Genomic DNA, 23,587 nt, shown 5'->3' on the forward strand with positions numbered 1-23,587 from the left:
GCAATGGTTAAGAATGGCTTGATGCTGTTTTTATATCCAGTATCATGGTCGGCGCGGCGTCATCGCACGTTCATGCTACTTTTCTGTCAGCCGTTTACATCGTGAGTCGAATGTTCAATGAGTAAAGTATTCAAATTGCATTCCGCCTTTCAGCCCGCAGGCGACCAGCCAGAGGCGATTCGGCGGCTGAAAGAGGGACTGGAAGATGGTCTGGCACATCAAACCTTGCTGGGCGTTACCGGCTCGGGCAAGACGTTTACCATCGCTAACGTGATTGCTGACCTGAACCGGCCAACCATGGTGCTGGCTCCGAATAAAACCCTGGCGGCGCAGTTGTACGGCGAAATGAAAGCCTTTTTCCCCGATAATGCGGTGGAGTATTTCGTCTCTTACTACGATTACTACCAGCCTGAAGCCTACGTCCCGAGTTCGGATACCTTTATCGAAAAAGACGCCTCGGTGAACGAGCATATCGAGCAGATGCGGCTGTCGGCCACGAAAGCGTTGCTGGAGCGGCGTGATGTGGTGGTGGTGGCGTCGGTGTCTGCCATCTATGGTCTTGGCGACCCGGACTTGTACCTGAAGATGATGTTGCATTTGACGCAGGGGATGCTGATTGACCAGCGTGCTATCTTGCGCAGGCTCGCCGAGTTGCAGTACACCCGTAACGATCAGGCCTTTTCGCGCGGCACGTTCCGGGTGCGCGGTGAGGTGATAGATATTTTCCCCGCCGAGTCTGACGAGGTTGCGCTACGGGTCGAGCTGTTTGACGAGGAAGTCGAGCGCTTGTCGCTGTTTGACCCGTTGACCGGCCACATCATACAAACACTGCCGCGTTACACCATCTACCCGAAAACCCACTATGTCACGCCGCGTGAGCGCATTTTGCAGGCGATGGAGGAGATAAAGGTCGAGCTGGCGCAGCGCCGCGAGGTGTTGCTGGCGAATAACAAACTGCTTGAAGAGCAGCGGCTGATGCAACGCACCACCTTCGATTTGGAGATGATGAACGAGTTGGGGTATTGCTCGGGCATTGAAAACTATTCGCGCTTTTTATCCGGTCGCGGGCCGGGTGAGCCGCCGCCGACCCTGTTTGACTATCTGCCGGCGGATGGCCTGCTGGTGATTGACGAGTCGCATGTCACTATCCCGCAGTTAGGCGGCATGTATCGCGGCGACCGGGCGCGCAAAGAAACCCTGGTGGAGTACGGTTTTCGCTTGCCGTCGGCGCTGGATAACCGGCCGATGAAGTTTGAAGAGTTCGAGGCGCTGGCTCCGCAAACCATCTATGTGTCGGCCACGCCGGGCAAATATGAGCTGGAGAAGTCCGGCGGTGACGTCATCGACCAGGTGGTGCGCCCGACCGGCCTGCTCGACCCGGTGGTGGAAGTGCGCCCGGTGGGCACGCAGGTGGATGATTTACTGTCTGAAATTCGCAAGCGGGTTGCGGTTAATGAGCGGGTGCTGGTTACGACGCTGACCAAACGCATGGCCGAGGATTTAACCGAGTATCTTGAAGAGCACGGCGAGCGGGTGCGCTATCTGCATTCGGATATCGACACCGTTGAACGGGTTGAAATCATTCGTGATTTGCGCCTGGGTGAATTTGATGTGCTGGTGGGCATCAACCTGCTGCGTGAAGGACTGGATATGCCGGAAGTGTCGCTGGTGGCGATTCTGGATGCGGACAAAGAGGGCTTTTTACGCTCTGAGCGTTCGCTTATTCAGACCATTGGCCGCGCGGCGCGAAACCTCAATGGCCGGGCAATTTTGTATGGCGACAAGATAACGCCCTCGATGGAGCGCGCTATTGGTGAAACCGAGCGGCGGCGTGAGAAACAGCAAGCGCATAACGAAAAACACGGCATTGTGCCGCAGGGCTTGAATAAGAAAATTGACGATATTCTGCAACTGGGCCAGCCGAGCGCGGGTAAAGGCAAAGGGCGGGGTAAAAAAGCGGCGTCTGATAACGCTGCGTATCAGGCTCTCTCGCCCAAGGCGCTGGAGCAGAAAATCCGCGAACTGGAAAGCCAGATGTTGTCACATGCGCAGAATCTGGAGTTTGAGGAGGCCGCGCGCCTGCGCGATGACATCCACGCGCTGCGTGAGCAGTTTATTGCGCTATCGTAAGGTGCGCCCCACCGCTACGGTGGGGCCGCCTGGGCATGACCGTAAAGGCAGGGATAACCGCACGCCTTGGCGGTGGTGTGTTACGGCCAGCCTGTGTGGCACCGCATTGCTTATCTGTCTGCACTGATAAACCACCGTGATTGCCTTTTTATAATTAATCTCTTAATTATAAAATTAACAGGCTATGGTAAATATGCGCATGGTACTTTCTTTTCGGCAGGTGAAAATTATCAGTGTGTTATCAAGTGGCGTTTTTTTATGTTACTGCTACGCTTAATTAGCGTCAGTTGTGGAGATATTTTTATCTGTATTTATTAAATGAATGTCATGAAAAGCGATTGTTCGACCAGTATTTGATTAGCCCTAAAATAATTCGCGCCAGATAAAATGTCGGGCGTGTGTCATTACATCATGCTGTCGGAAAATAAAATCATGAATGCTGATTCTTTGTTGTCTGAGCAGAATGGTTCGAATGATAATGGTATTATCAGAACCGTCATCGGTCAGTACGCGAATAAAGGTATTGTTCAGGTTACATCAGCCAGCCCTCTATTGATTCAGTTTTATGACATTCAATTAAAACTGGCCGGTATTACACCGGGGCTTTATCCTGCGTTCAGCCAACAGTGGAATAACAGTAAACTGCACAAGAATTTTACGGCCACGCTGGCGCTGGGAAATAGCCTGTCGGCATTTCAAATTCAAAGCATTACCAGCCTTAACTCCTCGGACGGCAAGAATTTCACTGCCAATGCCATTGGTTCATTACCGGTATCGGCGACCAACGTCACGCAAACACTGGGGATTTTTGATAATGCCGGTAATCCGGTAGGTACGGTACAATACAAAAAGCATTATATTGATGCCGCCGACTGCCTGATTCAGGCCAGCGGCATTTTTCCTGACAGCCTTATCAACTCGGCTTATCCTGTCACCATTATTTATACGTTCTCTCAAACCATAGCGGGACAAACAGTTTATGGCATAGAAATTGTTACTACGCAGAGTTATCCGAAGAAAATAATCAACGACTCGCCGACGGATATTAATCACAACTCACAGATAAAAATATGTTTAACACGTAACGATGGGGATTGTGATTATTGGCATAACTATGATGGTAATGTCAGCTTGCCAATCAAAGGAAGTATTACCTATTTTGGTAATATTGATGTGCAAAATGGTATGCCGGTCAATGCCTATAGCTCGATTTATATCATTCGCCAGAGTCAGGGGGGAAGCCCGATTAAGCCCTCGGGCAGTTTTAATTTTTTCACTAACGCGGGTACGCGTATTAACGGCAGCCAATTAAGCTGGGATCTCAACTGGCTGGACTTTTCACCACCGGATTTCACCTCAGGTGAGCGTGTCTATTACGTATTTAAAGTCACCTTGCAAATTGCAGGGCAAAGCGTGGCCTGTTTTATTACCAATGCCCCGGACAATGTATTACCCAGTCCGCCGATGTTAAATACGCTAAAAATAAAACCGATGCAGATTGTGTATGGCTGTCTGGGCAAAGACACCCGCATCCTGATGCAAGATGCGACGGAAAAAGCGTTGGGTGAAATACGCACCGGGGAATGGGTGTATGGACGAGATGGCCGAAGATTACGGGTTGAAAACGTCACCACCGGCCATGAAACGCAGTATCTCGATATCACGGTCAACCACCCGGATCACCCGTTGCAGACGATAACCACCAGCTACGGTCATCCGTTTTATACCTCGACGGGGGTGAAGCTGGCCCGTGAGCTGACGCTGGCTGACCGGTTAATTGGGCGCAGTGGTGAATGCCCTATCATCACCATTACCGAACAGCACCAGCCTATCGCGGTGTATAACCTGCATCTTTCTACCGATGATCCGGCCCGCGATCTGGGTGGCAATCACGGCACGATGTATGCCAACGGTCTGCTGGTGGGCGATAGCCTCGCCCAGCAGCAGTATGAACAGGCCTATAAACGCCGGCCAGTCAATGTGCTCGGTCAACTGCCACCCGAGTGGCAGCAGGACTACCGCAATTATATGGCGACACGCGCAACCGTTATTCAGCCGTAGCCGCTAATGGTCGCGCAGTCGCGTGAGGCAGACTATGTATCAGGGTTATCCCGATTTTCAGCACCTGTTCAGTGATGGTCAGCATCGCCTGATAGCGGCCTGGCAGCAGGAGGCGTTGTATTACCTCTATCCCGACTCGGCGGCGATTTTGGCACAAGATCCGCTGGCATTTTCCCTGACGATCATTCGCAGCCAAAGCAGCGGCACAATCTATGGCACACTGGATTTCACCACCGAGCTGCAATTTGCCCGCGATGCGGCGCTGGCGGCATTTAACCAGCAGCATCCGGGAGCGGCGATCCACAGCCTGCCGGTGACGCCCTATAAACTCAGCTTCAGTGCGCCGTTGCACCCGGACTCGATGCTGACCGACCAGGCGTTTGACCCAGGCTGGTATGCCGCACAAGCAATACAGTTTCTTATCTCGCTTGATGCACCGGCAACCCAACTGGTGCAAAAAACGCTACTGGATGATGTGGTCGGGTTTAATGCCCGGCTGGATGGCTTTATTGATGGCGTATCGCCACAGTTGGGCTATCGCGTTGAGTGCGATCCGCGCGAGCTGGTGGAGTATCTGGCGGCGCATGTCAGCGGGGCTCAGCCGATAGCCGCGCAGTATGTTGCGTTTCCCTACATGATGCTGACGCAATATCTGTGGGAGAACCTGGCTTTCTTGCCGATGTCGATAACCCCGGCATTGACGCTGCAAACACCGGAACGCGGGTTACTGTTCGCTCAGGCTCTGTCAGACCGGTTGTTTAATGCGTTGGGTCGCCCGTATGTCGGCCCGGCGAGCAGCAACACCCCCTACGTTGCCCTGTTGCAGCCACAGTACCCAGGCCGGTTGATTATCGACCTGAGTACGCTGACCTTAGCACACCGGCCGCTCTGTTTTCTGCTAGACCCGTTTGCCGCCGCCCGGCAGATAGCGAAAGTCTCGCCGCAGAAGGTTATCCATGAAGCGACGACGCCTGCGCTACCGGCAGGTAAAAAAGCCATCATGGTGTTCTACGCATTTCCCCAGGGGCTGGATGAGAACGTTTTTATTGACGTCCAACTGACGTTGCCCGCCGGCAACCTCTACCCTGAAACACAGCAGAAAACGCAAACGCTGGTCGCGGGCAAAAGCTATCTGGTGTTTGAATTTATCAACAACAGCTTGCCGGATAATCCACTCTTTTACGCTCAAGTTTGTGTGAATTACCCGACGGATGCGGGCAATGTGGCCATAACCGGCGAGCGGGAAACCGGCCTTGGCAACCTGCTGACACTCAATTACACCAGCCTGCCGTGCACGTTTTTGACGCTGAACATCGATCCCGGCTTTGCCCGTCATAGCCAGATCCGCGGAACCTATCACACCGCCGGTCTGGTGGCCGGGGTGGCGTTAAGCCAGTCATCGCCTGATTTCAGCTATCCGGTGCTGGAAGGCGGTGGCTGGGCAACCCTCAGTGCGTATGCGCTGGACGGTAGCGCCAGTGTGGCGCTGGCGCTGCCGGTGACGCAATCAGCCACCATTGGTGCGTACAGTTTCCCGCAATTTGGCGCGCAAAAAGCCACCATAACCGTGCATTTTGCCGCGAATATTCCCTACGAAATCGTGGCCTTTCAGGCACAAGGTGAGGCATCAATACGCGAGCACACCTTCACGCCGCAGAACAATCAATACGCCTATACATGGAATGTGACGTCAATCTATACCGCCGGATTTCGTTATCGCACCCGCACTGGCGCATGGTCGGATTATGTCACTGGCGATCAAACCCTCATCATTAAGGCATGAAAAAGGCATGAAATATGAACACCACTTCCGCTGATTCTGATGTGTTAAACCCGGCACAAAACCTGACGGATTTTTTTGTGCTGGAGCGTGCGTTGGGCTTTCATGATCAAACCTTCCCGCCAGCCTGTTATAGCTATGGTTGCGCCTTGCCAGCTATCGTGTATGACGAGTGCGGTGAACCCACTAGCGGGTTTCGCCTCACCACCAGCCCGGCCGGGGCGAAGGTAACGCTGATTACACCGCTGGTGCCGCTCGATACCGCGCCGATCGCGCACTATATCCACACGGCGATAACGCATTCCGATGAGGCCATCACGCTTGAGCTGATACCGACCAAGACCGCGCTGTGGCTGTATTTTGCACCGGGCAATCAGGGGGCATCTGCACCGATTGCGTTTGAGAATGGGCAAATCGCACTGACGCACGCGCAAGGGGTCGTCTTAACCGATGCAATCCAGGGGACGCCGGGGCGCGCTTTTCTGCTGGCGAAGGCCGCTTTTACGGTCTTCGCCAGGGTAACGGTAAGCTTGCAGGCCAACTGGCATGATGTGCTGGTGCAGGCTATCCGTCAGCAAGCCCGTACCGCGCAAGCGGTCAGCGCGCTGCTGTACCAGCAAATAGAGGCGCGCGTCATTGTGCCGGTGTTGCAGTGCGAGAATGCACCGTCGTGGCAGACACAGCAGAAGGCCAACGACGCGGCGATAAAACAGCTCACGCCGATGATAGTCAACACGCTAAAAAACGTGACCACCGTCGAAGACGTCCCCCAGGATCTGAGTTATCGCGTCACATATAGTGAGAGCTATCCTCAAGAGTACCTGCTGGAGCAGTCATACGACATGGCCGTGCTGTTGCGTGATATACCGGCGGCAACCCTGATTTCGTTTACGCCATTGCCGTTGCCAGAGCCAGAGCCGACACCGGACAAACCGACAGAAAAACACACCTGCCGCGTCTCGCTCGGTTTCAATGCCGCCACGTACCGGATTTTGTCGATAGAGTTGGCCTGGCGCGATCGTAAAAAAGCGATGCAGTGGCCCAGCTTTCCGGCGCTCACGCTGGAAGCTGAGGGCGACGTGGATGACATCAACGTCACGGTGACGTTTGCCGATTACAGCAAATTCTCCGCCAGGCTTGCGTGGGCGGCAAATGTCACGCTGTCGCCGCAGGATATTGGCCTGTATACCGTGGTGTTTAATGCGGAAAAACTGCAAGCTGAATTTAAGAGTATTTCCGGCTCGGCCACCTATTATTCAGAAAACCAAAAAATAAAACTGCCGTTTAGTTTTTCGTTTGCTAATCAGCAGTGGAAAATCGCATGGCCAATTAACATCGCCTCTCAGGAATGGAATGGCTGGGTTGAATATCGCTGGCAAGGGAAAATATCAGCATTTATATCAAAAAATTATGATTCAGGTGTGCAGAAATCAATAGTGCCTGATATTGAACTGAAATATATAAAATAACTTTCGTGAATGGTTTTTATTGATTAAGAGGAAGACACTATGTTGAATACCGCTATACAACAGGCAATTAAAATCAAGACCAGCGCGTATCCGGGTATTTCCGAATATGCCTACACCTGCTACGGTGACAGTAGCGATAAAAATACGTTCTATATTGTTCCCGAAATTCCGGTTTTTTCTGCACAGGATAAAAAACCGAACTTTATGTTCTACAAATACCGTAGTGAAGATCAGCAGGGCGGGTATACCCAGTTTACAATTCAATTGCCACAACCGACAGATGACATTAAAGATCAGATAAAAGGCATTCTGTATAAAGACATTCAGCCACAATTAACCGCACGCTCCAGACTGATCGTACAATATGTGCAGGCCGATCTTGCCTATACGGCTGACCCGGAAAGCAAAGAAAAACAGGATGCCATGAATAAAGCTCTGAGCAACACGGGGCTAAGTCAAGAACAGGCGCAAAAATATGTCAGCCTGTATGATCCTAAAGCGGGCGACGCACAATTCCTGGAAAGTTTAATGCCGGATGGCACGCAGCACATTAAATTACTCACACCGCGTTACACCTCTGCACAGGCCACATTAATTCTTGATGACAACAAAGCGTTTTATCGGCAAATGCCAGCACCGTTGTCACCCTCAGGCCTTGGCGATAACAACACCGTATTTAGCCTGTCGTTGACCGGTCAAGGGGCCACGTTATTCGAACAGGTATTAAAAGGCACCGATAATAATGCCAGCGTGGGGATTCGTTTTGCGCTGGGGTTAGATGCCTCGCTCAATGCGGCAACGGTTACAGTGACATACAACAGCAAAAAAACCAAAGAGGTGACGCAAACCATCAGCAGGCATACCTGGTCGGCAGATGAAAAAAATATTACCCGAAAATATTATGAATCGGGTGCGATTAAAATTGATGTACAGACCGGATTAAGTGCCGCCGAAATGGGCATGAGCCAGCAAGATTACAATAGCTGGAAAAGTTCGCTGACGGAGTGGGGGCAAAAACAGGTCGAGCAGATATTAACCAGCCAGACCGGTCTGGATATGAGTCTCGACTTACTGAATGACGCCGGTGGATTTGATAAATTTCAGGAAAGCCTCGAGAGTACACAAGATTTTACCCGCGTATACACAGAAAACTCGATAGTGCCGTTTATGATTTTCCCGCAAGCGCAATTACCGTCCATTCGCTCGATTGTGGGAGAGAAAAATCTCGATCAATACTTTAAAGAATACGATCTGAACGATCCGTTCTATCAATATATTCAACCTGAGTTCTACGTTTCTCAGGATTTGAAAAAATACAATATCGAAAACATTGTGGTCACGGCAAAATATGATGACAACAATGTCAGTACACTGGTGTTTGACCAGAAAGATGCCTCATCGAAAAAAACCAACAAATGGTACATTGATAAAAAACTGGGCCGTACCTATAGCTACAGTTATCAGGTCAATTTCTCCGGCCTGCATGCCAAGCCCTATCTTTCTGGTAAAATAGAGGTCGTAGACAGTCTGGTGCAAAGTATTAACACGGCACAATGCGGTATTGTTTATGCGCAAATTGACGCCCTGCTGTATGAGCAAGGCTGGCAAAAATTCACTCAGGTGGTGGTAAAAACCCAGTATTCCGATCCGGCGAATAAAATTGAACTGAAGAGTGATACGCAGGTGCTTTCTCCTGCCAATCCGCCGCAACCCTTTATTTACCCTGTCGGCATGGCACCGGTGAACCCTATCTATTTCTCGGCTGACTATTACACCAAAGACGGTAGCAACTTTACGTATATTCCGGTAGGTATTGAAACCAGCCCACAATTGCCGGGCTATGGTGCGACGCGGGCGAACCAAATTCAGATATTTAATGCGTTGCCTAAAACACAAACCTACACCATATTTTTTATTGTGCAGAAAAAAGATGTGCTGGTGATAAGCCTGGATGTGACAGTGAATTACAAGGCGTATAAATTCCAGCAAACACAGTCTGTTAATCTTGAAGAATCAGAATTGGGTAGCGGTACAATAAAGAAATCGCTCAGTTTCGGCCTGTTACCGGATGGATGTGATGATATTCCTGAAATCAGTTACAGCGGTATCGTGGTTTATAGCGGAGATAAGGAGCCGCAGGTACTTTCCGGCACCCCAACCAATGGGTCGATTATTATAAAATGCTGAGAGTAGACCAACGTTAACGTATCTAACACGGGCTCTTTGACGTGTATAACAGGTTGCAGGGCAATGGATAAAAATTGCCCCTGCACCTGCATATTATTAATAACGACATCACCAGTCAGGTGTGTTTTTCGATTGTAGCGAGTGATTCATTATCCTTGCAGAGGAGCCCATTATGGATGAAGACAATAGTAAACAGGATATCTGTTTTATTAATGCATCATTGGGCAGCCATGTTTATTATTATTGTGCGGCCGCGCCTGAAATAGTGACGCGTGATAATCAGCCTTGTGTGCAATATCAGGTATTCAGGAATAATGCGCAGCCCGATCAATACTACGCTATTCTTTCACTGCAAACTCAATTGCTGACAAGCCTGACTGATGCGCAATATGCTGCACACCATGATACGGATATTCCGGCCGATGCCACACTGCTGCCTTTGCCGGTGATGGCCAGCACCGCCACGCTCAGTATTCCTGGCATCATGAACGCGAATATTCATAATACGTCTCTTGGCAATAGCCAGTTTTGCTACATGATGGTGAGCCTGACACAGGCGCAGGATATTGAACGGCTTGCCGCATTACTCAAAACGCCGCAAGCGGTGCCGATAGCGGTGAGCTATAAAATCGATTATTTGCAACAATTGCCCCCCTCAACTTTTGAGCTGAATGCGCAATGGCAGCGGGTTTATGATTATCTGAAAACGAATGTTGGTTTTAATGCCCTGATCTTTTCCGTCGATATTGAACATATCTCGGAAACCTTGCTGGAGCAGCGACTGGTCACCATTCAATCCACCGACATCGACCCGCAAAGTCATGTCAAAGAGGCCGGGCTTGAGCTGACGCAAATTCTGATGGCAAATTTCTTCACGCCGGTATTTGGCAAGGTGAATACCGGAGCTGAGCCGCGCTTTGGTTTTTATTTACAGCAGGTTTCCATTGAGGATATTGAGCAACGCACATTAAGTGCCCGTATTGCCCAGACAAGCGTTGTCCGGCGTTCTTTTTATCCTCAGGCATTATTTACCGGGTTGATTGGCAATAGCCACTATTCAGCGGAGACTGTCATCAGTTATCACACGCTGGCGGATGAATTTTTCGCCTGTCGCACCGTGAATGCGCAACTGCTGACCCCTCAGCTTGATGCGAATATTAAATTCGTGGTGTTAAACCTGACCTACGGCACAACAACACAGTCATTGGTTTTTTCAGCCAGTAAAAGTGGGCCACAAAAGTTTATTGCGCCGAGTATGATTGACCCGGTGACAAAGCGAATGGTCTGGCCGGTGGAATATTCGTTTACGCTGAATTTTAACCACCCGATAGGGGGTGTCACCAACGTCACGTCGGCGAAAATGACCACCGCAATGACGGAGCTGTATCTTGATGTTGAATCGTTATATAGCCGCTATCGCTTTATGATTCACGCAGCAAAAGATTTTGACTGGCAATGGTATAGCGCTATTTTCGTTAAAATTGTCTGTTACCAGATTAATCATGTCGATAATCATATTGCAAAAAGCCTGCTAATCAATCGTGATAATCCGAGTTGTGAATATGAATTGATGTTGCCGGAGCCGGAAGGTTATCAATTCGAGGTGTTTAAAGAGTACAGCGTGGCGGACAATGCGGCACATATTGCGGCGAAAATACATGAGCCGACCAGCCAGGATATTACGCTGTTCTCCCGGTTATATAAACAACGCCAGTTATTGATAGTGGCCGGATTTAACTGGGAGGAGATTGATCAAGTTATCGTGACGGCACGTTATCTGGCTTCGCCCTCACAGACATTGAAACAGGACTTCTCTTTTTCGATGGGAAGCCCTGCCGATGCATTATTCAGTGCCGACCAACCGGATGCTGAAGTGACGTCGGTGGATTTAGATATTCTTATTGTAGATAAACAAGGTCAGGTTCATCCCAAAAACATTTCTACCGATGCTGACAGCATTGATATTGCTAACCTGTATTGAGGAGACGTCATGTTATTACTGAGAGAAAAGACCGCGACTATCAATAATATTACCTTTTTTGCCGATGATGCCGATGAAAACCAGTTCTGGTATATGCCGGGTGATCTCCATATCGCGCAAAAAGACAGGAAACCGGTGTTCTCGCTAATTAAATACACCGGCGACGGGTCAAACCAGCAGGGCGGCTATCTTAATTTCGAGGTAAATACCGCACTCGATGAAACCACGCTCAACAGCGCGTTTCGCACTTATCTCAGCCAGATGAAAATCGCTGCCCCGCAAGCCAGAAAAGCCCCGGTCCCTTTTGACAGCGGTACGGTCGATTTCTTTGTGCTGGATGTAAAAAACGGCAATGGGCAATTGATTAGCGCCCAGAGCCCGAGTCTGTTTGGCAATAACTCGGCGATTTTCAGCGCCAAACTGACCCCTGAACAGGCGGTTATCCTGGAAGCGGCGTTTAATCAGGCGCAGGCACCGGCAGCGGTGGCCTATAACCTGACCTATACCGGTATTACACCGGCGCTGAAAGTGGAGGTCAAAGCCGAGTTTGACAGTATCTATAAGGAATTTGGTGCCAAATTCGGCATCAATATTCCCATACCGGTAGAAACACCGGCCAGCTTCTGGCTGGGGTTTGATGCGGTGATTAAAAAACTTCAGCAAGATCAAAAACTGGTTATCACGGTGACGGAGAGTCTGCCTGATGAGCAGGCGGCGAAGGAGAAAGAGTGGGCGCTACAGTTTGTTAAAGAGGAACTGCTGAAAAGCTTCTTTGATGCCAGCATCAAACCGAATGCTGAAAGCAACGAACAATCCAAATCAGCCAGAGATGCCATTCTGGATGCGCTGATCAGTAACCAGAAAAAGGCGCAGGAGAGCGGTGGCGGGAAAAGTGACGAGGGCGGAGAAGGGGGTGGTGGTGAAGGAGGCGGCGGCGGTGAAGCGGGCAAGGGCGGACTGTTCCCCTGTGCCTCGCTGGAGCTGAAAGTGGTCAGAATCGAAGAGGTCAAACGACTCAACGTTAACTACACCTCATCGCGCGCCATTACCCAGTCGGCCGTGCCGCAAAACTTCATTGGTTCTAAGCTGCTGCAAGCGCCGAAAGCGCCGCCTTATTATATTGAGGTCAATGTTAACGACCCGTTCTTCCAGAAAATCGACCTGACAGTATTGGGGCCGGATGGCTTTGATGATTACGGTATCAAAGCGGCGTCATTCAAACTGGCCTATAACAACAGCGTCTACACGACGGCGGCCTTCACACACGATGACAGCCAATGGAGCCAGACGGTCGCGCGCAGCGGCAATGCCAATGAGCTTTTTGATTTGCAAGGCGAATTCGCCTTCAAAACCGCCAGCACCTCGGGATGGGAAGGCAGCACCAGTTATCTGCAACAGACCCAAACGGCCTCCCAGCTTATCAACCTCGACCCCAGCACATTCCTGAGCTTCAACACGATAAACATCATGCTGGATAAAAAGCTGGTGTGGGATAACTACAACCAGATAGTCGTCGAGATAAATTACCAGGACGATAGCCTGCGTAAAAAGACGAAGAAGTACACGTTTACGGCGGATAACCGTGCGATGCAAACCTTCAAATACCGCTGCCCGACGGAAAAACCGTGGCGGATTGAGTACAGCGTGACCTATTTTGAGGCTGGTGGCGACACGCGAACGGTGCAGGGGAATCCTAACCCGGCCGCCATTATTGTGTCGGCGTGATCGATGAACCCGACGATGACCGATGAGTCGGTTGCGGTTGTCCCGGCGTCGTTAGCGGCGCTGGTGACGGCCTTGTGCGAGTTTGCGCCGCATCAGGCAGAAGCGTTGCGCCAGGATGTGATGCGGGTTGTGCAGCATCGCATGGCCTCCGGCCTGCTGTCGGCGGCGTTTAATACCAGCCTGCTGGCCTATAACGGCAGTCCGGTCGAGTTTACCGCCTCGACGCTCAGGCCGCAGGCCATCGCGTGTACGCTGGATCCGTTCGTGCCATTGTTCCGGCAATCGTGCCAGCTATCGGCATTGCAGGCGCTCTATCCGCACCTGTTGCCTGATGACACGCTATCACCGGCGGCGCGTACCGCGCTGGCGGCGTTAGCCGACATACAAACGTGCGCCGACGCAGCCCGGCCACTGCGTTTTGGTAGCTGGATTGGCCGCAAATACCGCCCGGATGCCGCCAGCACCAAGATTTATGCCGAAATGCCGCCGACCGCGCGCGCATTTGAGGCGTTGCGTCACTCGCCGTTTCCCCACGCCGCCTGTGCCAGCGACAGGCACGCGCTGGCGAACGCCGGGCTGACGTTATTGATGCTAGGCCACTATCCCGACGAGCCTGATGCACCAACCGAGTATTACTATCAATGGCATAGCGCAGAAATTACGCTGGCGGATATCGCGGCGGTCATGCGCTATTTTGGCTGTGAAACGCAGTTTCCCGCACTGCAAGCCTTGCTCGTGCGGGCGCTGGCAGCGCTGCCGGAAAAAACGGCATTTCCGGCCACCACCTACGGCTTTAGTGTGGTGTACCGGCCATCAGCGCGATCGCAAACCCATCAGCCCGACAGTGTTAGCCTGTTTACCCTGGCTCCCGGTTTTCTGGGGGGCGTCGCCCCGGCAGCAGAAAAAATGGAGGCGTTGCTCCATCAGGCGGGTGCGGGCAACACTCAGGGGACGCCGCTGCTGCATCACCTCATCCGTCGTCAGGTGCCGCTACAGTTTAACGTTATCGGTTTTGCGGTGGATGCGGCGGGCAGAACCGGCATCAGTTACACCTTCAGCCCGCAACAATCGGTATTTAACGAAGTTAACCTGAAAGCCCCGCGCCCGTCAGCCAAGAGCACCGGTGCACCGCTGACCACCCTGCTCAGGCAACAGCAACAGGCCAGCGGGGCTTTTGCCAGTATGGTCAGAACCCCTGACGGGCGCTGGTATCAGGACGACAATGCCTTTGTCACTGCGCAGGTAGTAAGAACGCTTGACTACGCACCTGAAACGGCCGGTTATATCGACAAGGCGCTCGATTTTTTGATGCGCTGTCAGGTCAGCGAGGGGCATTTTAGCTTTTGGCCGCCGGATGCCCACCCCGCGTGGATGGGGGAGCAGACGATAGTGCCGGACATTGATGACACCGCAATTATTACGGAACTGCTGTATAAATTTGGCCGCATTTGTGCCGGGACGGTACGGCAAACATTGATGCACATGAATGGCTACCAGCTCGAACGCGTGGATGCGCGGCTGGCCGCGCCACAGCATCAGTGGGCGAGCTGTCAGGTGTTTCATACCTGGATGAAAGCAGAGAATGACATTCGGCAACTGGATTGCTGCGTGAACACCAATGCACTGATTTTACTGCACCGCTATTATGGTGCGCAGGCGAGTACGATCCCGGCGTACCACCGTATTATGACGATGCTGCATAATGCGTTTCGCTGGAGTCAGAATGATTATTCGCGCCTCAATACCTTAATACCTTATTACGCGCATCCTAATGAGTGGCGGGTGGCGCTGGAATATGCCCGCGCGCTGGGGGTGGAAAACCTGGACACGCTGATTGAACCATTAAAAAAATGGCGAGCTACCGGTATTCCAGCCGAAATTCCGCTTTATCGCCGTCATGATGGTTTGTATTTGTGGACATCATCCAGTTTAGCGCGCTTTCGGTATCTCTCTGTCTGTCATAACCACCGCTCGGCTACTACCACGACGAGGAAATAATCATGAATGTTTTTCTGAATAATTTAGTGGCATTGAATAAAATTATTTTGGAGAATGCGCAGCAACAGTTTATTTCATCACCATCAGCGACCGGGCGGGCATTAGAATCAGGTGCCGCCGCGCTGCCGGATGACTTAACCGCCGCCGTTAATACGGAAATCGTTTCAGGAGAAACGCGTTATCAAATTATCACCGAATCGGATGGCACCAGCTGGAGTTTGAGAGTGAATTTCTCACTTAATCAATCGGTTCCGGTCATTCCTTATGTGGTGCTCAGCTTTAGTCAGTTTGGCCAGTTTAGCGAAATGGTCTTTGATGCGGTCTCTCAACTGCCCGACCGGCGCTATACGGCCCGGCTTAAATTAACCAGACTTGAGCAGCGCGATGCATTATTACGCGCACTGTCGAATTATGATGCAAAAACCACGCTGGTGGTATTGATTCGCACGGATGACGATATGCTCAATACCATCACTGACCCGAAAATATTTTATTTTGCTGAAAATTATTACCCCTATATTTATCAGGGTATCGCGCCACCGCCTGCGCGTCTGGAGTTAATTCTTAAACCGCTAGACTATAATAATGTCTGGTATAATTATTATCAGGATAACCGCAGCAGGGATTATTTTTATTATTTGCCCGATAAGTTCATGCTGGCAACCGACAGTGCTAATAATAACAAACCGATGTTGTCCATTTCATTTTCAGTACCGGAAGGGGCAACCGAGCCGGATCAGGTGAATGTTACCTTTGAATATTTCTTATTGCCGAAAGTCAATCAGCAACGTATTCGTCTCGCTGCCACGGCGTTTTCTGCCGCACAGCCCAATAGCACATTAATTCCGTTTGCCAGTGCCAGTCAGCTTGAGCTGCAATTATGGCTCCCGGCAGGAAAAACACCGCAGCCGAATGCGCTGATTAACCTGCAAAGCGGTATTGCCGATGGTTTTACTGTGCCCTCAGCGCAATTTGGTAAAATCTGGGATGCGTTTTTTGCTACCGCCGCCCAGCATATGTTGTTAAAAGGCGAATTGTCGGTCAAACAAGAGGGATTTCCAGCCGATACGCTGGCGGTGCAGCTCACGCTGGATGCGCAATATAAAAACCAACCGGCGTTGTTTATCGACCAGAGCGCGCCGGTTGATATTACCCGAACGTTAACCTTCGTCAGTCGTAAAGGCAGCTTCGATCCAAACGGGCCGAAACCGATTGAGCGTATTCTGATAAGCGCTGGCAATAAAACGCGGGTGCTGAGTGCCGAGGTGCTACAACAATCAGTGCAGGTAAAAGTCTCGGCGCTTCAGGTGATCCTCAATCCCGCTGCCACGATAACCTACCGATACAGCCTGCAAATTCATTATGCCGATGGCTCGACGAAAAATATCAATGACCAGTCATCCATTTATGAAACGATTTACGTTCCCTGAATAAGGGGACAGATGCGTCCCCTGAATGAGGGGACAGAGGACGAGACACGGGCGGTGGGGCATTACAGCTTGAGCGCGGCAACCGCCTGCTCCAGCGCCTGACGCAGTAACGCGCGATCGTGCCGGTACGGGACATCGTGCGCGGCCAGATCGTGTCGAATAATCAGACGGCCATCGGTGTCTTGCGTGTTAATCAAGGGAGAGACGATAGCGGCGTTTATCGTCCGCTGATGCATCTTCTCCTCCAGCCAGCGTAGCTTCTGCGCCAGCGTCAGGCGGGCGGCGATCGGGCTTTGCTCACGCCCCAGATTGCCGATATACACCACGGGCGCGCGGGCGTGATGCAGCGCCTGCGCCAGATCGTCAAGCAACAAGAGCGGCATCAGGCTGGTGAGAAAGCTGCCGGGGCCAATCAGGATCAGTTCGGCGTGTGCGATGGCTTCCAGCGCCTCTCGCGTGGCGCTAACGGCCGGGTAGAGCAGCAAATCTTGCGGCAGGGCAACCAGTTGATCGACCTCGACTTCGCCATACACTTCCTGACCCTGGGTGTCGATAGCCAGCAGGTCAACCGGTTGTTCTGACATCGGGATAAGGTGGGCATCGACTTTGAGCAGGTCACGAATCAGGTTAATCGCATCCAGCGGGCGCACGCTGAGGTTATCCATCGCTTTGAGCATCAGGTTGCCAAGATTGTGGCCGGAGAGCTCGCCATTACTGTTAAAGCGGTACTCGAACATGGCGGAGGCGACGCTTGGCGTGGTAATGAGCTGATTCAGGCAGTTGCGCATATCGCCCCAGGCAATACCGCCTTCGGCACGGCGAATCCGGCCGGTGGAACCGCCGTTGTCGGTCGTGGTGACGATACCCGTCAGCCGTGAGCCCAGAAAGGCGAGTGATGACATCACGCGCCCGAGGCCGTGGCCGCCGCCCAATGCCACGACACGATCCAGTTGCGCCAACGTGCGATTACCCATAATTCCCCTTATCTTCCAGCGAGCTACCCGAAAAAGTAGCGGATATATACCACATCCTTTGCTCAGGCAGCATCAGAGCATGCATAAATTTCGCTGAAACCGGCTGTCAGGCATGAAATAAAAGAGAATGAATGAGGGTGCGGCAGTAAAGCGCGCGGTATGCCCGCACAATACGCTGGTGGAAAAACAGCCTGGTATTGCGCGATGAGCGTTGCGGGAATATCAACAGCAGGTGCCATGAAATCGTCATTTCACATGCGGTAAGGTGAAATGAAAAATGCTGTTATGGTTTTTTTATGTTTTTGTTTTTAAATAAATATCTAATGTGTTTATAGCAGGAAATAATGGCAGTGAATTAATCAATACAAACTGTTATAGCGTAATCGTTCCAGACTGTTTATGTCTATTTTTCCGCCGTCATTTTAAGATCCCTCACGCCGTATCCCGGTAGTGGCATACATAGTTCATGCATACGTTTTTAATGCGCCGTTTTTTTCCGCAGGTCTTTTATTCCCAGAGTAAAGTCAATTTATAGCAGGGCTGATGACGGCCCAGAGGTAATACATGTTCGGACTCGATGCATTTCATCTGGCGCGGATCCAGTTTGCGTTCACGGTCTCTTTCCACATCATTTTTCCTGCCATCACCATCGGGCTGGCCAGTTTTCTGGCGGTGCTGGAAGGGTTATGGCTGAAAACCCAAAATAGCGACTATCGTGCGCTCTATCATTTTTGGTCGAAAATTTTTGCGGTCAATTTTGGTATGGGCGTGGTGTCCGGGCTGGTTATGGCCTATCAGTTCGGTACGAACTGGAGCGGATTTTCCAGCTTTGCAGGCAGTATTACCGGCCCGCTGCTGACGTATGAAGTCTTGACCGCGTTTTTTCTCGAAGCCGGGTTCCTCGGCGTGATGCTGTTTGGCTGGAATAGGGTAGGGCCGGGTCTGCACTTCTTCGCCACCTGCATGGTGGCGCTGGGTACGATTATCTCGACGTTCTGGATACTGGCTTCCAATAGCTGGATGCAAACCCCGCAGGGCCACGACATTCAGCAGGGTGTGGTGGTGCCGGTAGACTGGCTGGCGGTTATCTTCAACCCCTCGTTCCCCTATCGGCTGTTGCATATGACAACGGCGGCGTTCCTTGCCAGCGCCTTTTTCGTTGGCGCTTGCGCCGCCTGGCACTTGCTGCGTCATAACGACACCACGGCGATACGCAAAATGTTGTCGATGGCGTTATGGATGGCGCTGATTGTCGCGCCACTTCAGGCGCTGATCGGGGACATGCACGGCCTGAATACGCTGAAATACCAGCCCGCTAAAATCGCGGCGATTGAAGGCCACTGGGACAACCCACCCGGCGAGCCCACGCCGCTGATTCTTTTTGGCTGGCCGGATATGGCGCAGGAAACGACCCGCTACGCGCTGGAAATCCCTTATCTGGGCAGCCTGATTCTGACCCACAGCCTTGAGCAGCAAGTCCCGGCGTTGAAAAGTTTTCCGCCGCAGGATAGGCCCAATTCGGCGGTGGTGTTCTGGTCATTTCGCATCATGGTCGGGCTGGGAATGCTGATGATCCTGCTGGGGGTGCTGGGGTGTTGGCTGCGCCGGGGCCATCGGCTCTATCAGTCGCGGCCATTTCTGTGGTTTAGCTTGCTGATGGGGCCATCCGGGCTGATTGCCATTCTGGCAGGCTGGTTTACCACCGAAGTCGGCCGCCAGCCGTGGGTGGTTTATGGTCTGCAACGCACCCGCGATGCGGTATCGGCGCACGGCTCTCTGCAAATGAGTATCAGCCTGTTGCTGTTTATCGCGGTGTATTTGTCGGTATTTGGCGTGGGGTACGCCTATCTGGTGCGGTTACTTAAGCAGGGGCCGCAGGCTGACGTTGAGCCTCTGGCATCTCTCGGTGGGCCAGCGGTGCAACAGACGCAGGAAGAGGAGAAATAACGTGGGTATTGAGCTTTCTGTCATCTGGTTTGCCATCATCATTTTCGCAACACTGATGTATATCGTGATGGATGGGTTCGATCTGGGGATTGGGCTGCTGTTTGCCTTCAACCGCCGCGCGGCCGATCGGGATGTGATGGTGAATACCGTTGCGCCGGTGTGGGACGGCAACGAAACCTGGCTGGTACTGGGTGGAGCCGGTCTGTTTGGTGCGTTTCCGCTGGCCTATGCGGTGATCGTTGATGCGCTGACCATTCCGCTAACGCTGATGCTGGTGGGGCTGATTTTTCGCGGTGTGGCCTTTGAGTTCCGTTTTAAGGCTACGCCATCGCACCGCCCATTCTGGGACAAGGCGTTTATGTGGGGCTCGCTGGTCGCCACCTTCTTTCAGGGGGTAACAGTCGGCGCGGTACTCAATGGCTTTGAGGTGACCGATCGCCATTTCTCCGGCCCGGCCCTGGGGTGGCTGACACCCTTTACTCTGTTCTGCGGTCTTGGGCTGGTGGTGGCATACGCTCTGCTGGGCTGCACCTGGCTTATCATGAAGACCGGGCAGGATTTGCACCGCCGCATGTCAGCGCTGACGCCGTTACTGTTGCTGGCGCTGCTGGTGGTGATTGCGGTCATTAGCCTGTGGACACCGCTGGCGCATCCGGCTGTGCGGGAACGCTGGTTTTCGTCGCCCAATCTGTTCTGGTTTGCGCCGGTTCCGTTACTGGTGCTGGCGTGTGCTATCGGTATTATGAGCGGTGTCCGTCGGCAAGCGCATTATTCGCCATTTCTGTTAACGCTGGGGCTTATTTTCCTTGGTTTCACCGGGCTTGGCATCAGCCTGTGGCCGATGATCATTCCACCGTCGCTGACGCTGTGGGATGCCGCCGCCCCGGCGCAGGGTCAGGGGTTTATGCTGGTCGGTGCGCTGCTGATTCTCCCGGTGATCCTTGGCTATACCGGCTGGAGCTACTATGTATTCCGGGGAAAAGTCCAGCCGGATGAGGGCTATCATTGATGAAATTTTTTACGATTCCTATGCCTGGCAGAGCCAGACACCCTGTTGCAAACCCGGCGAGGCCGGAAAACCCGGTTCGCTCGCTCTGGCAGCGGTTGTTATGGATGGCGCTGCTATGGGGAGCCAGTGTACTGGCACTCGGCGTGGTTGCGACGCTGTTCCGCCTGCTGATGACCGCCGCCGGGCTGAAAGCGCATTGAGTCTATGCGGTCTGTTTTCATCCTCCTGCTGTCCCGTCTGACACTGATGTGAGCAGGGAGAGATGCGCCATCCCATGATTCAGGTCACGGAAGTTGGCTGGCTTTTCGTTATGCTGAACGCGAAAATAGTGAATGAAATCCGCTATATATCGAATTATATACCGCATTTTCAGTGACGGATAATCCGGTTTGGCGATAGACTTCTTCACTATCACGGTTGTCCGGCTGCACCGCATGTGTAGCCTGAGAATCAAACTCCTAGCCCTGGAGCCTACGTTTGCGCTGATACGCGAATAGGGTTCCTTGGCCGTGGCCTGCGGGCCACCAGGGTGCAGGGTAGAAATGCCCGCATCTCCCGTATTTGGAAAGGTGTTTATGGTGAGTCAACTGACTGATGCGTTTGCGCGCAAGTTTTACTATTTGCGCCTGTCGATAACCGACGTCTGTAATTTCCGCTGTACCTATTGCCTGCCGAATGGCTATCAGCCAAACGGCCATGCTTCCCAGCGCTTTTTGTCCCGCGATGAGATTCGCCGTGTCAGCCGGGCGTTTGCCGCGCTGGGCACCGAAAAAGTGCGCCTGACCGGCGGCGAGCCTTCGTTGCGCCGTGATTTCACCGACATCATTGCCACCATTCGTGATAACCCCGGTATTCGCCAGTTAGCGGTGACGACCAATGGCTATCGGCTGGCGCGTGAGGTGGCAAACTGGCGTGAGGCCGGGCTGACGGCGCTGAATGTCAGTGTGGACAGCCTTGATGCGCGCGCCTTTCATGCCATTACCGGGCAGGATAAATTTCGTCAGGTGATGGACGGGATTGATGCCGCGTTTGCCTGCGGCTTTGCGCGCGTAAAAATCAATACCGTGTTAATGCGAGACATTAACCATCATCAACTGCCTGCCTTTCTTGACTGGATCCGCAACCGGCCTATCCAACTGCGCTTTATTGAACTGATGGAAACCGGCGAAGGGCGCGAGTTATTTCGTCGCCACCATGTTTCCGGGCAGGTTATCCGCGAACAGTTGCTGCGTGAGGGCTGGCAGCAACAGGCGCGGGCACGCAGCGATGGCCCGGCGCAGGTGTTCTCTCACCCCGATTATCTCGGCGAAGTCGGCCTCATCATGCCGTATGAGAAAGATTTCTGTCAGAGCTGCAACCGTCTGCGGGTGTCAGCCATCGGGAATTTGCACCTTTGCCTGTTTGGTGAGCAGGGTATTGCGCTGCGCGACCTGCTGGCGGATGACAGCCAACAGCAGGCGCTGGAGCAGCGTATTTCCGGTGGGCTGAGTCACAAACGGCAGGCGCATTTTCTGCATGAAGGCGACAGCGGCATCACCCCCAATCTCGCGTTTATCGGTGGCTAAGGCCACGCCCGATTTCTCTGTCACGCCAGCGGGCCTGATGTGACAGGAAGACAGACTGTCAGGAGTGTTTATGAGCAAGGTCAGCAGCGAATTTGTTCCGCTAACGGTGGCGGTGATGACTATCTCGTCGCGCCGGGGAGCCGATGAGGATACCTCCGGCGATTACCTGCGCGAAGCCGCGCAACTCGCCGGTCATCAACTGGTGGCAAGCGCCATCGTACCGGAAAACCTCTATCAAGTGCGTGCTCAGGTCAGTGTCTGGGTCGCCCGCGACGACGTACAGGTGATTTTGATTAATGGCGGCACCGGGTTTACGCCGGGCGATGTGGCACCTCAAGCGCTGCGTCCGTTGTTTGACCTTGAAATCGAGGGGTTCGGCGAGCTGTTTCGCATGGTGTCGTATGAAGAGATTGGCACCGCGACCATTCAGTCGCGCGCGATAGCGGGACTTGCCAATCAGACGGCGATTTTCGCCATGCCGGGCTCGACCCGCGCGTGCCGCACCGCCTGGGAGCGCATCATTGTTGAACAACTGGATGCCCGGCACAAACCGTGCAACCTGTATCCTCATTTAACCCGTCGTTCTTAAGCGAAAAGTAAAGCGTTATGGCACAACTGACACATATTAATGCCGCCGGAGAGGCGGCCATGGTCGATGTCTCTGGTAAGGCTGAAACGGTGCGCGATGCCCGTGCCGAAGCCTTTGTCGTGATGTCGGGCGAAACCCTCGCCATGATAATGGAAGGCCGTCACCATAAAGGTGATGTGTTTGCCACCGCCCGTATTGCCGGTATTCAGGCGGCAAAACGCACCTGGGAGCTGATCCCGCTTTGTCACCCGCTGCTGCTGAGCAAGGTGGCCGTGGAGCTGGAGGCCCAGCCCGAACATAACCGGGTGCGCATCGAGTCATGGTGCCGCCTGAGCGGCAAAACCGGTGTGGAAATGGAAGCGCTGACGGCGGCGTCGGTGGCGGCGCTGACCATTTACGACATGTGTAAAGCGGTACAAAAAGACATGGTAATAGGCCCGGTGCGGCTGCTGTCGAAAAGCGGTGGCAAGTCCGGCGATTTTAACGCGGAGGCACTATGATAACCGTGCTGTTTTTTGCTCAGGTACGCGAGCTGACCGGCACCGGGCGTTTATCGTTGCCGGCGGAATATCCCGATGTGGCTGCATTGCGCGCCGCACTGTGCCTGCGTGGTGAACGCTGGGCGCTGGCGCTGGAAGAGGGCAAGTTACTGGCGGCGGTGAACCAGTCGCTGGTGGCGATGACTCATCCGCTGGCCGAGGGCGATGAAGTGGCGTTTTTTCCACCGGTAACCGGGGGCTGA

Annotated in this window: 17 protein-coding genes and 1 riboswitch; of the genes, 16 read left to right on the forward strand and 1 reads right to left on the reverse strand. The window is 52.8% G+C overall.

Features of this window, described 5'->3' with window-relative positions:
- Positions 1–117: 117 nt before the first annotated feature.
- The 9 genes from uvrB (at position 118) to DAQ1742_RS07395 (ending at position 16,761) form a co-directional block, all read left to right on the forward strand.
- Entirely contained in the window at positions 118–2,130 is a 2,013-nt protein-coding gene (gene uvrB / locus DAQ1742_RS07355; RefSeq protein ID WP_035342733.1) for an excinuclease ABC subunit UvrB, read from the forward strand.
- A 432-nt stretch (positions 2,131–2,562) separates the two neighbouring features.
- Positions 2,563–4,191 carry a Hint domain-containing protein gene (locus DAQ1742_RS07360; protein WP_051124215.1) on the forward strand — a complete coding sequence of 543 codons (1,629 nt, stop codon included), beginning with the start codon at positions 2,563–2,565 and terminating at the stop codon, positions 4,189–4,191.
- Between the two features lie 34 nt (positions 4,192–4,225).
- Positions 4,226–5,974 (forward strand): hypothetical protein, encoded by a 1,749-nt coding sequence (locus DAQ1742_RS07365; RefSeq protein ID WP_035342729.1) that lies wholly within the window; start codon positions 4,226–4,228, stop codon positions 5,972–5,974.
- Between the two features lie 14 nt (positions 5,975–5,988).
- Positions 5,989–7,440, forward strand: a complete 1,452-nt coding sequence (locus DAQ1742_RS07370) for a hypothetical protein (RefSeq protein ID WP_035342727.1) — start codon at positions 5,989–5,991, stop codon at positions 7,438–7,440.
- Between the two features lie 39 nt (positions 7,441–7,479).
- Entirely contained in the window at positions 7,480–9,627 is a 2,148-nt protein-coding gene (locus DAQ1742_RS07375) for a hypothetical protein (protein WP_035342725.1), read from the forward strand.
- Positions 9,628–9,799: 172 nt separating this feature from the next.
- Positions 9,800–11,608, forward strand: coding sequence for a hypothetical protein (locus DAQ1742_RS07380; RefSeq protein WP_035342723.1), 1,809 nt, complete (start codon positions 9,800–9,802; stop codon positions 11,606–11,608).
- 9 nt (positions 11,609–11,617) lie between these two features.
- Positions 11,618–13,333: a hypothetical protein gene (locus DAQ1742_RS07385; RefSeq protein WP_035342721.1), complete on the forward strand. Its 1,716-nt coding sequence runs from the start codon at positions 11,618–11,620 to the stop codon at positions 13,331–13,333.
- Positions 13,334–13,336: 3 nt separating this feature from the next.
- Entirely contained in the window at positions 13,337–15,331 is a 1,995-nt protein-coding gene (locus tag DAQ1742_RS07390; RefSeq protein ID WP_232046605.1) for a prenyltransferase/squalene oxidase repeat-containing protein, read from the forward strand.
- Between the two features lie 2 nt (positions 15,332–15,333).
- Positions 15,334–16,761, forward strand: a complete 1,428-nt coding sequence (locus tag DAQ1742_RS07395) for a hypothetical protein (protein ID WP_035342716.1) — start codon at positions 15,334–15,336, stop codon at positions 16,759–16,761.
- 62 nt (positions 16,762–16,823) lie between these two features.
- Here the strand turns inward: DAQ1742_RS07395 and yvcK are convergent, their stop codons facing one another.
- Entirely contained in the window at positions 16,824–17,735 is a 912-nt protein-coding gene (yvcK, locus tag DAQ1742_RS07400) for a uridine diphosphate-N-acetylglucosamine-binding protein YvcK (RefSeq protein ID WP_035342714.1), read from the reverse strand.
- Between the two features lie 564 nt (positions 17,736–18,299).
- On the opposite strand from yvcK, the gene DAQ1742_RS07405 reads away from it, so the two are divergent.
- The 7 genes from DAQ1742_RS07405 to moaD all read left to right on the forward strand — a co-directional run bounded on the left by DAQ1742_RS07405 (position 18,300) and on the right by moaD (position 23,587).
- Positions 18,300–19,682, forward strand: a complete 1,383-nt coding sequence (locus tag DAQ1742_RS07405; protein WP_180706271.1) for a cytochrome ubiquinol oxidase subunit I — start codon at positions 18,300–18,302, stop codon at positions 19,680–19,682.
- Position 19,683: 1 nt separating this feature from the next.
- On the forward strand, positions 19,684–20,691 hold the full coding sequence (gene cydB, locus DAQ1742_RS07410; protein ID WP_035342710.1) for a cytochrome d ubiquinol oxidase subunit II: 1,008 nt from the start codon (positions 19,684–19,686) through the stop codon (positions 20,689–20,691).
- Positions 20,692–20,711: 20 nt separating this feature from the next.
- Positions 20,712–20,891 carry a DUF2474 domain-containing protein gene (locus DAQ1742_RS20690; protein ID WP_035346073.1) on the forward strand — a complete coding sequence of 60 codons (180 nt, stop codon included), beginning with the start codon at positions 20,712–20,714 and terminating at the stop codon, positions 20,889–20,891.
- A gap of 243 nt (positions 20,892–21,134) precedes the next feature.
- Positions 21,135–21,279: riboswitch (molybdenum cofactor riboswitch) on the forward strand.
- A complete protein-coding gene (gene moaA / locus DAQ1742_RS07420) occupies positions 21,267–22,256 on the forward strand; it encodes a GTP 3',8-cyclase MoaA (protein WP_035342708.1) in 990 nt (329 codons plus the stop codon). Its footprint overlaps the riboswitch before it by 13 nt.
- A gap of 70 nt (positions 22,257–22,326) precedes the next feature.
- Positions 22,327–22,845 (forward strand): molybdenum cofactor biosynthesis protein B, encoded by a 519-nt coding sequence (gene moaB, locus DAQ1742_RS07425; RefSeq protein WP_035342707.1) that lies wholly within the window; start codon positions 22,327–22,329, stop codon positions 22,843–22,845.
- 17 nt (positions 22,846–22,862) lie between these two features.
- Positions 22,863–23,345, forward strand: a complete 483-nt coding sequence (moaC, locus tag DAQ1742_RS07430) for a cyclic pyranopterin monophosphate synthase MoaC (protein WP_035342706.1) — start codon at positions 22,863–22,865, stop codon at positions 23,343–23,345.
- A complete protein-coding gene (gene moaD, locus DAQ1742_RS07435; protein WP_035342705.1) occupies positions 23,342–23,587 on the forward strand; it encodes a molybdopterin synthase sulfur carrier subunit in 246 nt (81 codons plus the stop codon). The genes moaC and moaD overlap by 4 nt, the downstream gene beginning before the upstream one ends.

Origin of the sequence: Dickeya aquatica (assembly GCF_900095885.1) — a bacterium.
Taxonomy (GTDB): domain Bacteria; phylum Pseudomonadota; class Gammaproteobacteria; order Enterobacterales; family Enterobacteriaceae; genus Dickeya; species Dickeya aquatica.

Excerpts from the sequence above, each read along its gene's own strand:
- uvrB (WP_035342733.1), top strand. The coding sequence starts at position 118 with ATGAGTAAAGTATTCAAATTGCATTCCGCCTTTCAGCCCGCAGGCGAC.
- DAQ1742_RS07360 (WP_051124215.1), top strand. The coding sequence starts at position 2,563 with ATGAATGCTGATTCTTTGTTGTCTGAGCAGAATGGTTCGAATGATAAT.
- DAQ1742_RS07365 (WP_035342729.1), top strand. The coding sequence starts at position 4,226 with ATGTATCAGGGTTATCCCGATTTTCAGCACCTGTTCAGTGATGGTCAG.
- DAQ1742_RS07370 (WP_035342727.1), top strand. The coding sequence starts at position 5,989 with ATGAACACCACTTCCGCTGATTCTGATGTGTTAAACCCGGCACAAAAC.
- DAQ1742_RS07375 (WP_035342725.1), top strand. The coding sequence starts at position 7,480 with ATGTTGAATACCGCTATACAACAGGCAATTAAAATCAAGACCAGCGCG.
- DAQ1742_RS07380 (WP_035342723.1), top strand. The coding sequence starts at position 9,800 with ATGGATGAAGACAATAGTAAACAGGATATCTGTTTTATTAATGCATCA.
- DAQ1742_RS07385 (WP_035342721.1), top strand. The coding sequence starts at position 11,618 with ATGTTATTACTGAGAGAAAAGACCGCGACTATCAATAATATTACCTTT.
- DAQ1742_RS07390 (WP_232046605.1), top strand. The coding sequence starts at position 13,337 with ATGAACCCGACGATGACCGATGAGTCGGTTGCGGTTGTCCCGGCGTCG.
- DAQ1742_RS07395 (WP_035342716.1), top strand. The coding sequence starts at position 15,334 with ATGAATGTTTTTCTGAATAATTTAGTGGCATTGAATAAAATTATTTTG.
- yvcK (WP_035342714.1), bottom strand. The coding sequence starts at position 17,735 with ATGGGTAATCGCACGTTGGCGCAACTGGATCGTGTCGTGGCATTGGGC.
- DAQ1742_RS07405 (WP_180706271.1), top strand. The coding sequence starts at position 18,300 with ATGTTCGGACTCGATGCATTTCATCTGGCGCGGATCCAGTTTGCGTTC.
- DAQ1742_RS20690 (WP_035346073.1), top strand. The coding sequence starts at position 20,712 with ATGCCTGGCAGAGCCAGACACCCTGTTGCAAACCCGGCGAGGCCGGAA.
- moaA (WP_035342708.1), top strand. The coding sequence starts at position 21,267 with ATGGTGAGTCAACTGACTGATGCGTTTGCGCGCAAGTTTTACTATTTG.
- moaB (WP_035342707.1), top strand. The coding sequence starts at position 22,327 with ATGAGCAAGGTCAGCAGCGAATTTGTTCCGCTAACGGTGGCGGTGATG.
- moaC (WP_035342706.1), top strand. The coding sequence starts at position 22,863 with ATGGCACAACTGACACATATTAATGCCGCCGGAGAGGCGGCCATGGTC.
- moaD (WP_035342705.1), top strand. The coding sequence starts at position 23,342 with ATGATAACCGTGCTGTTTTTTGCTCAGGTACGCGAGCTGACCGGCACC.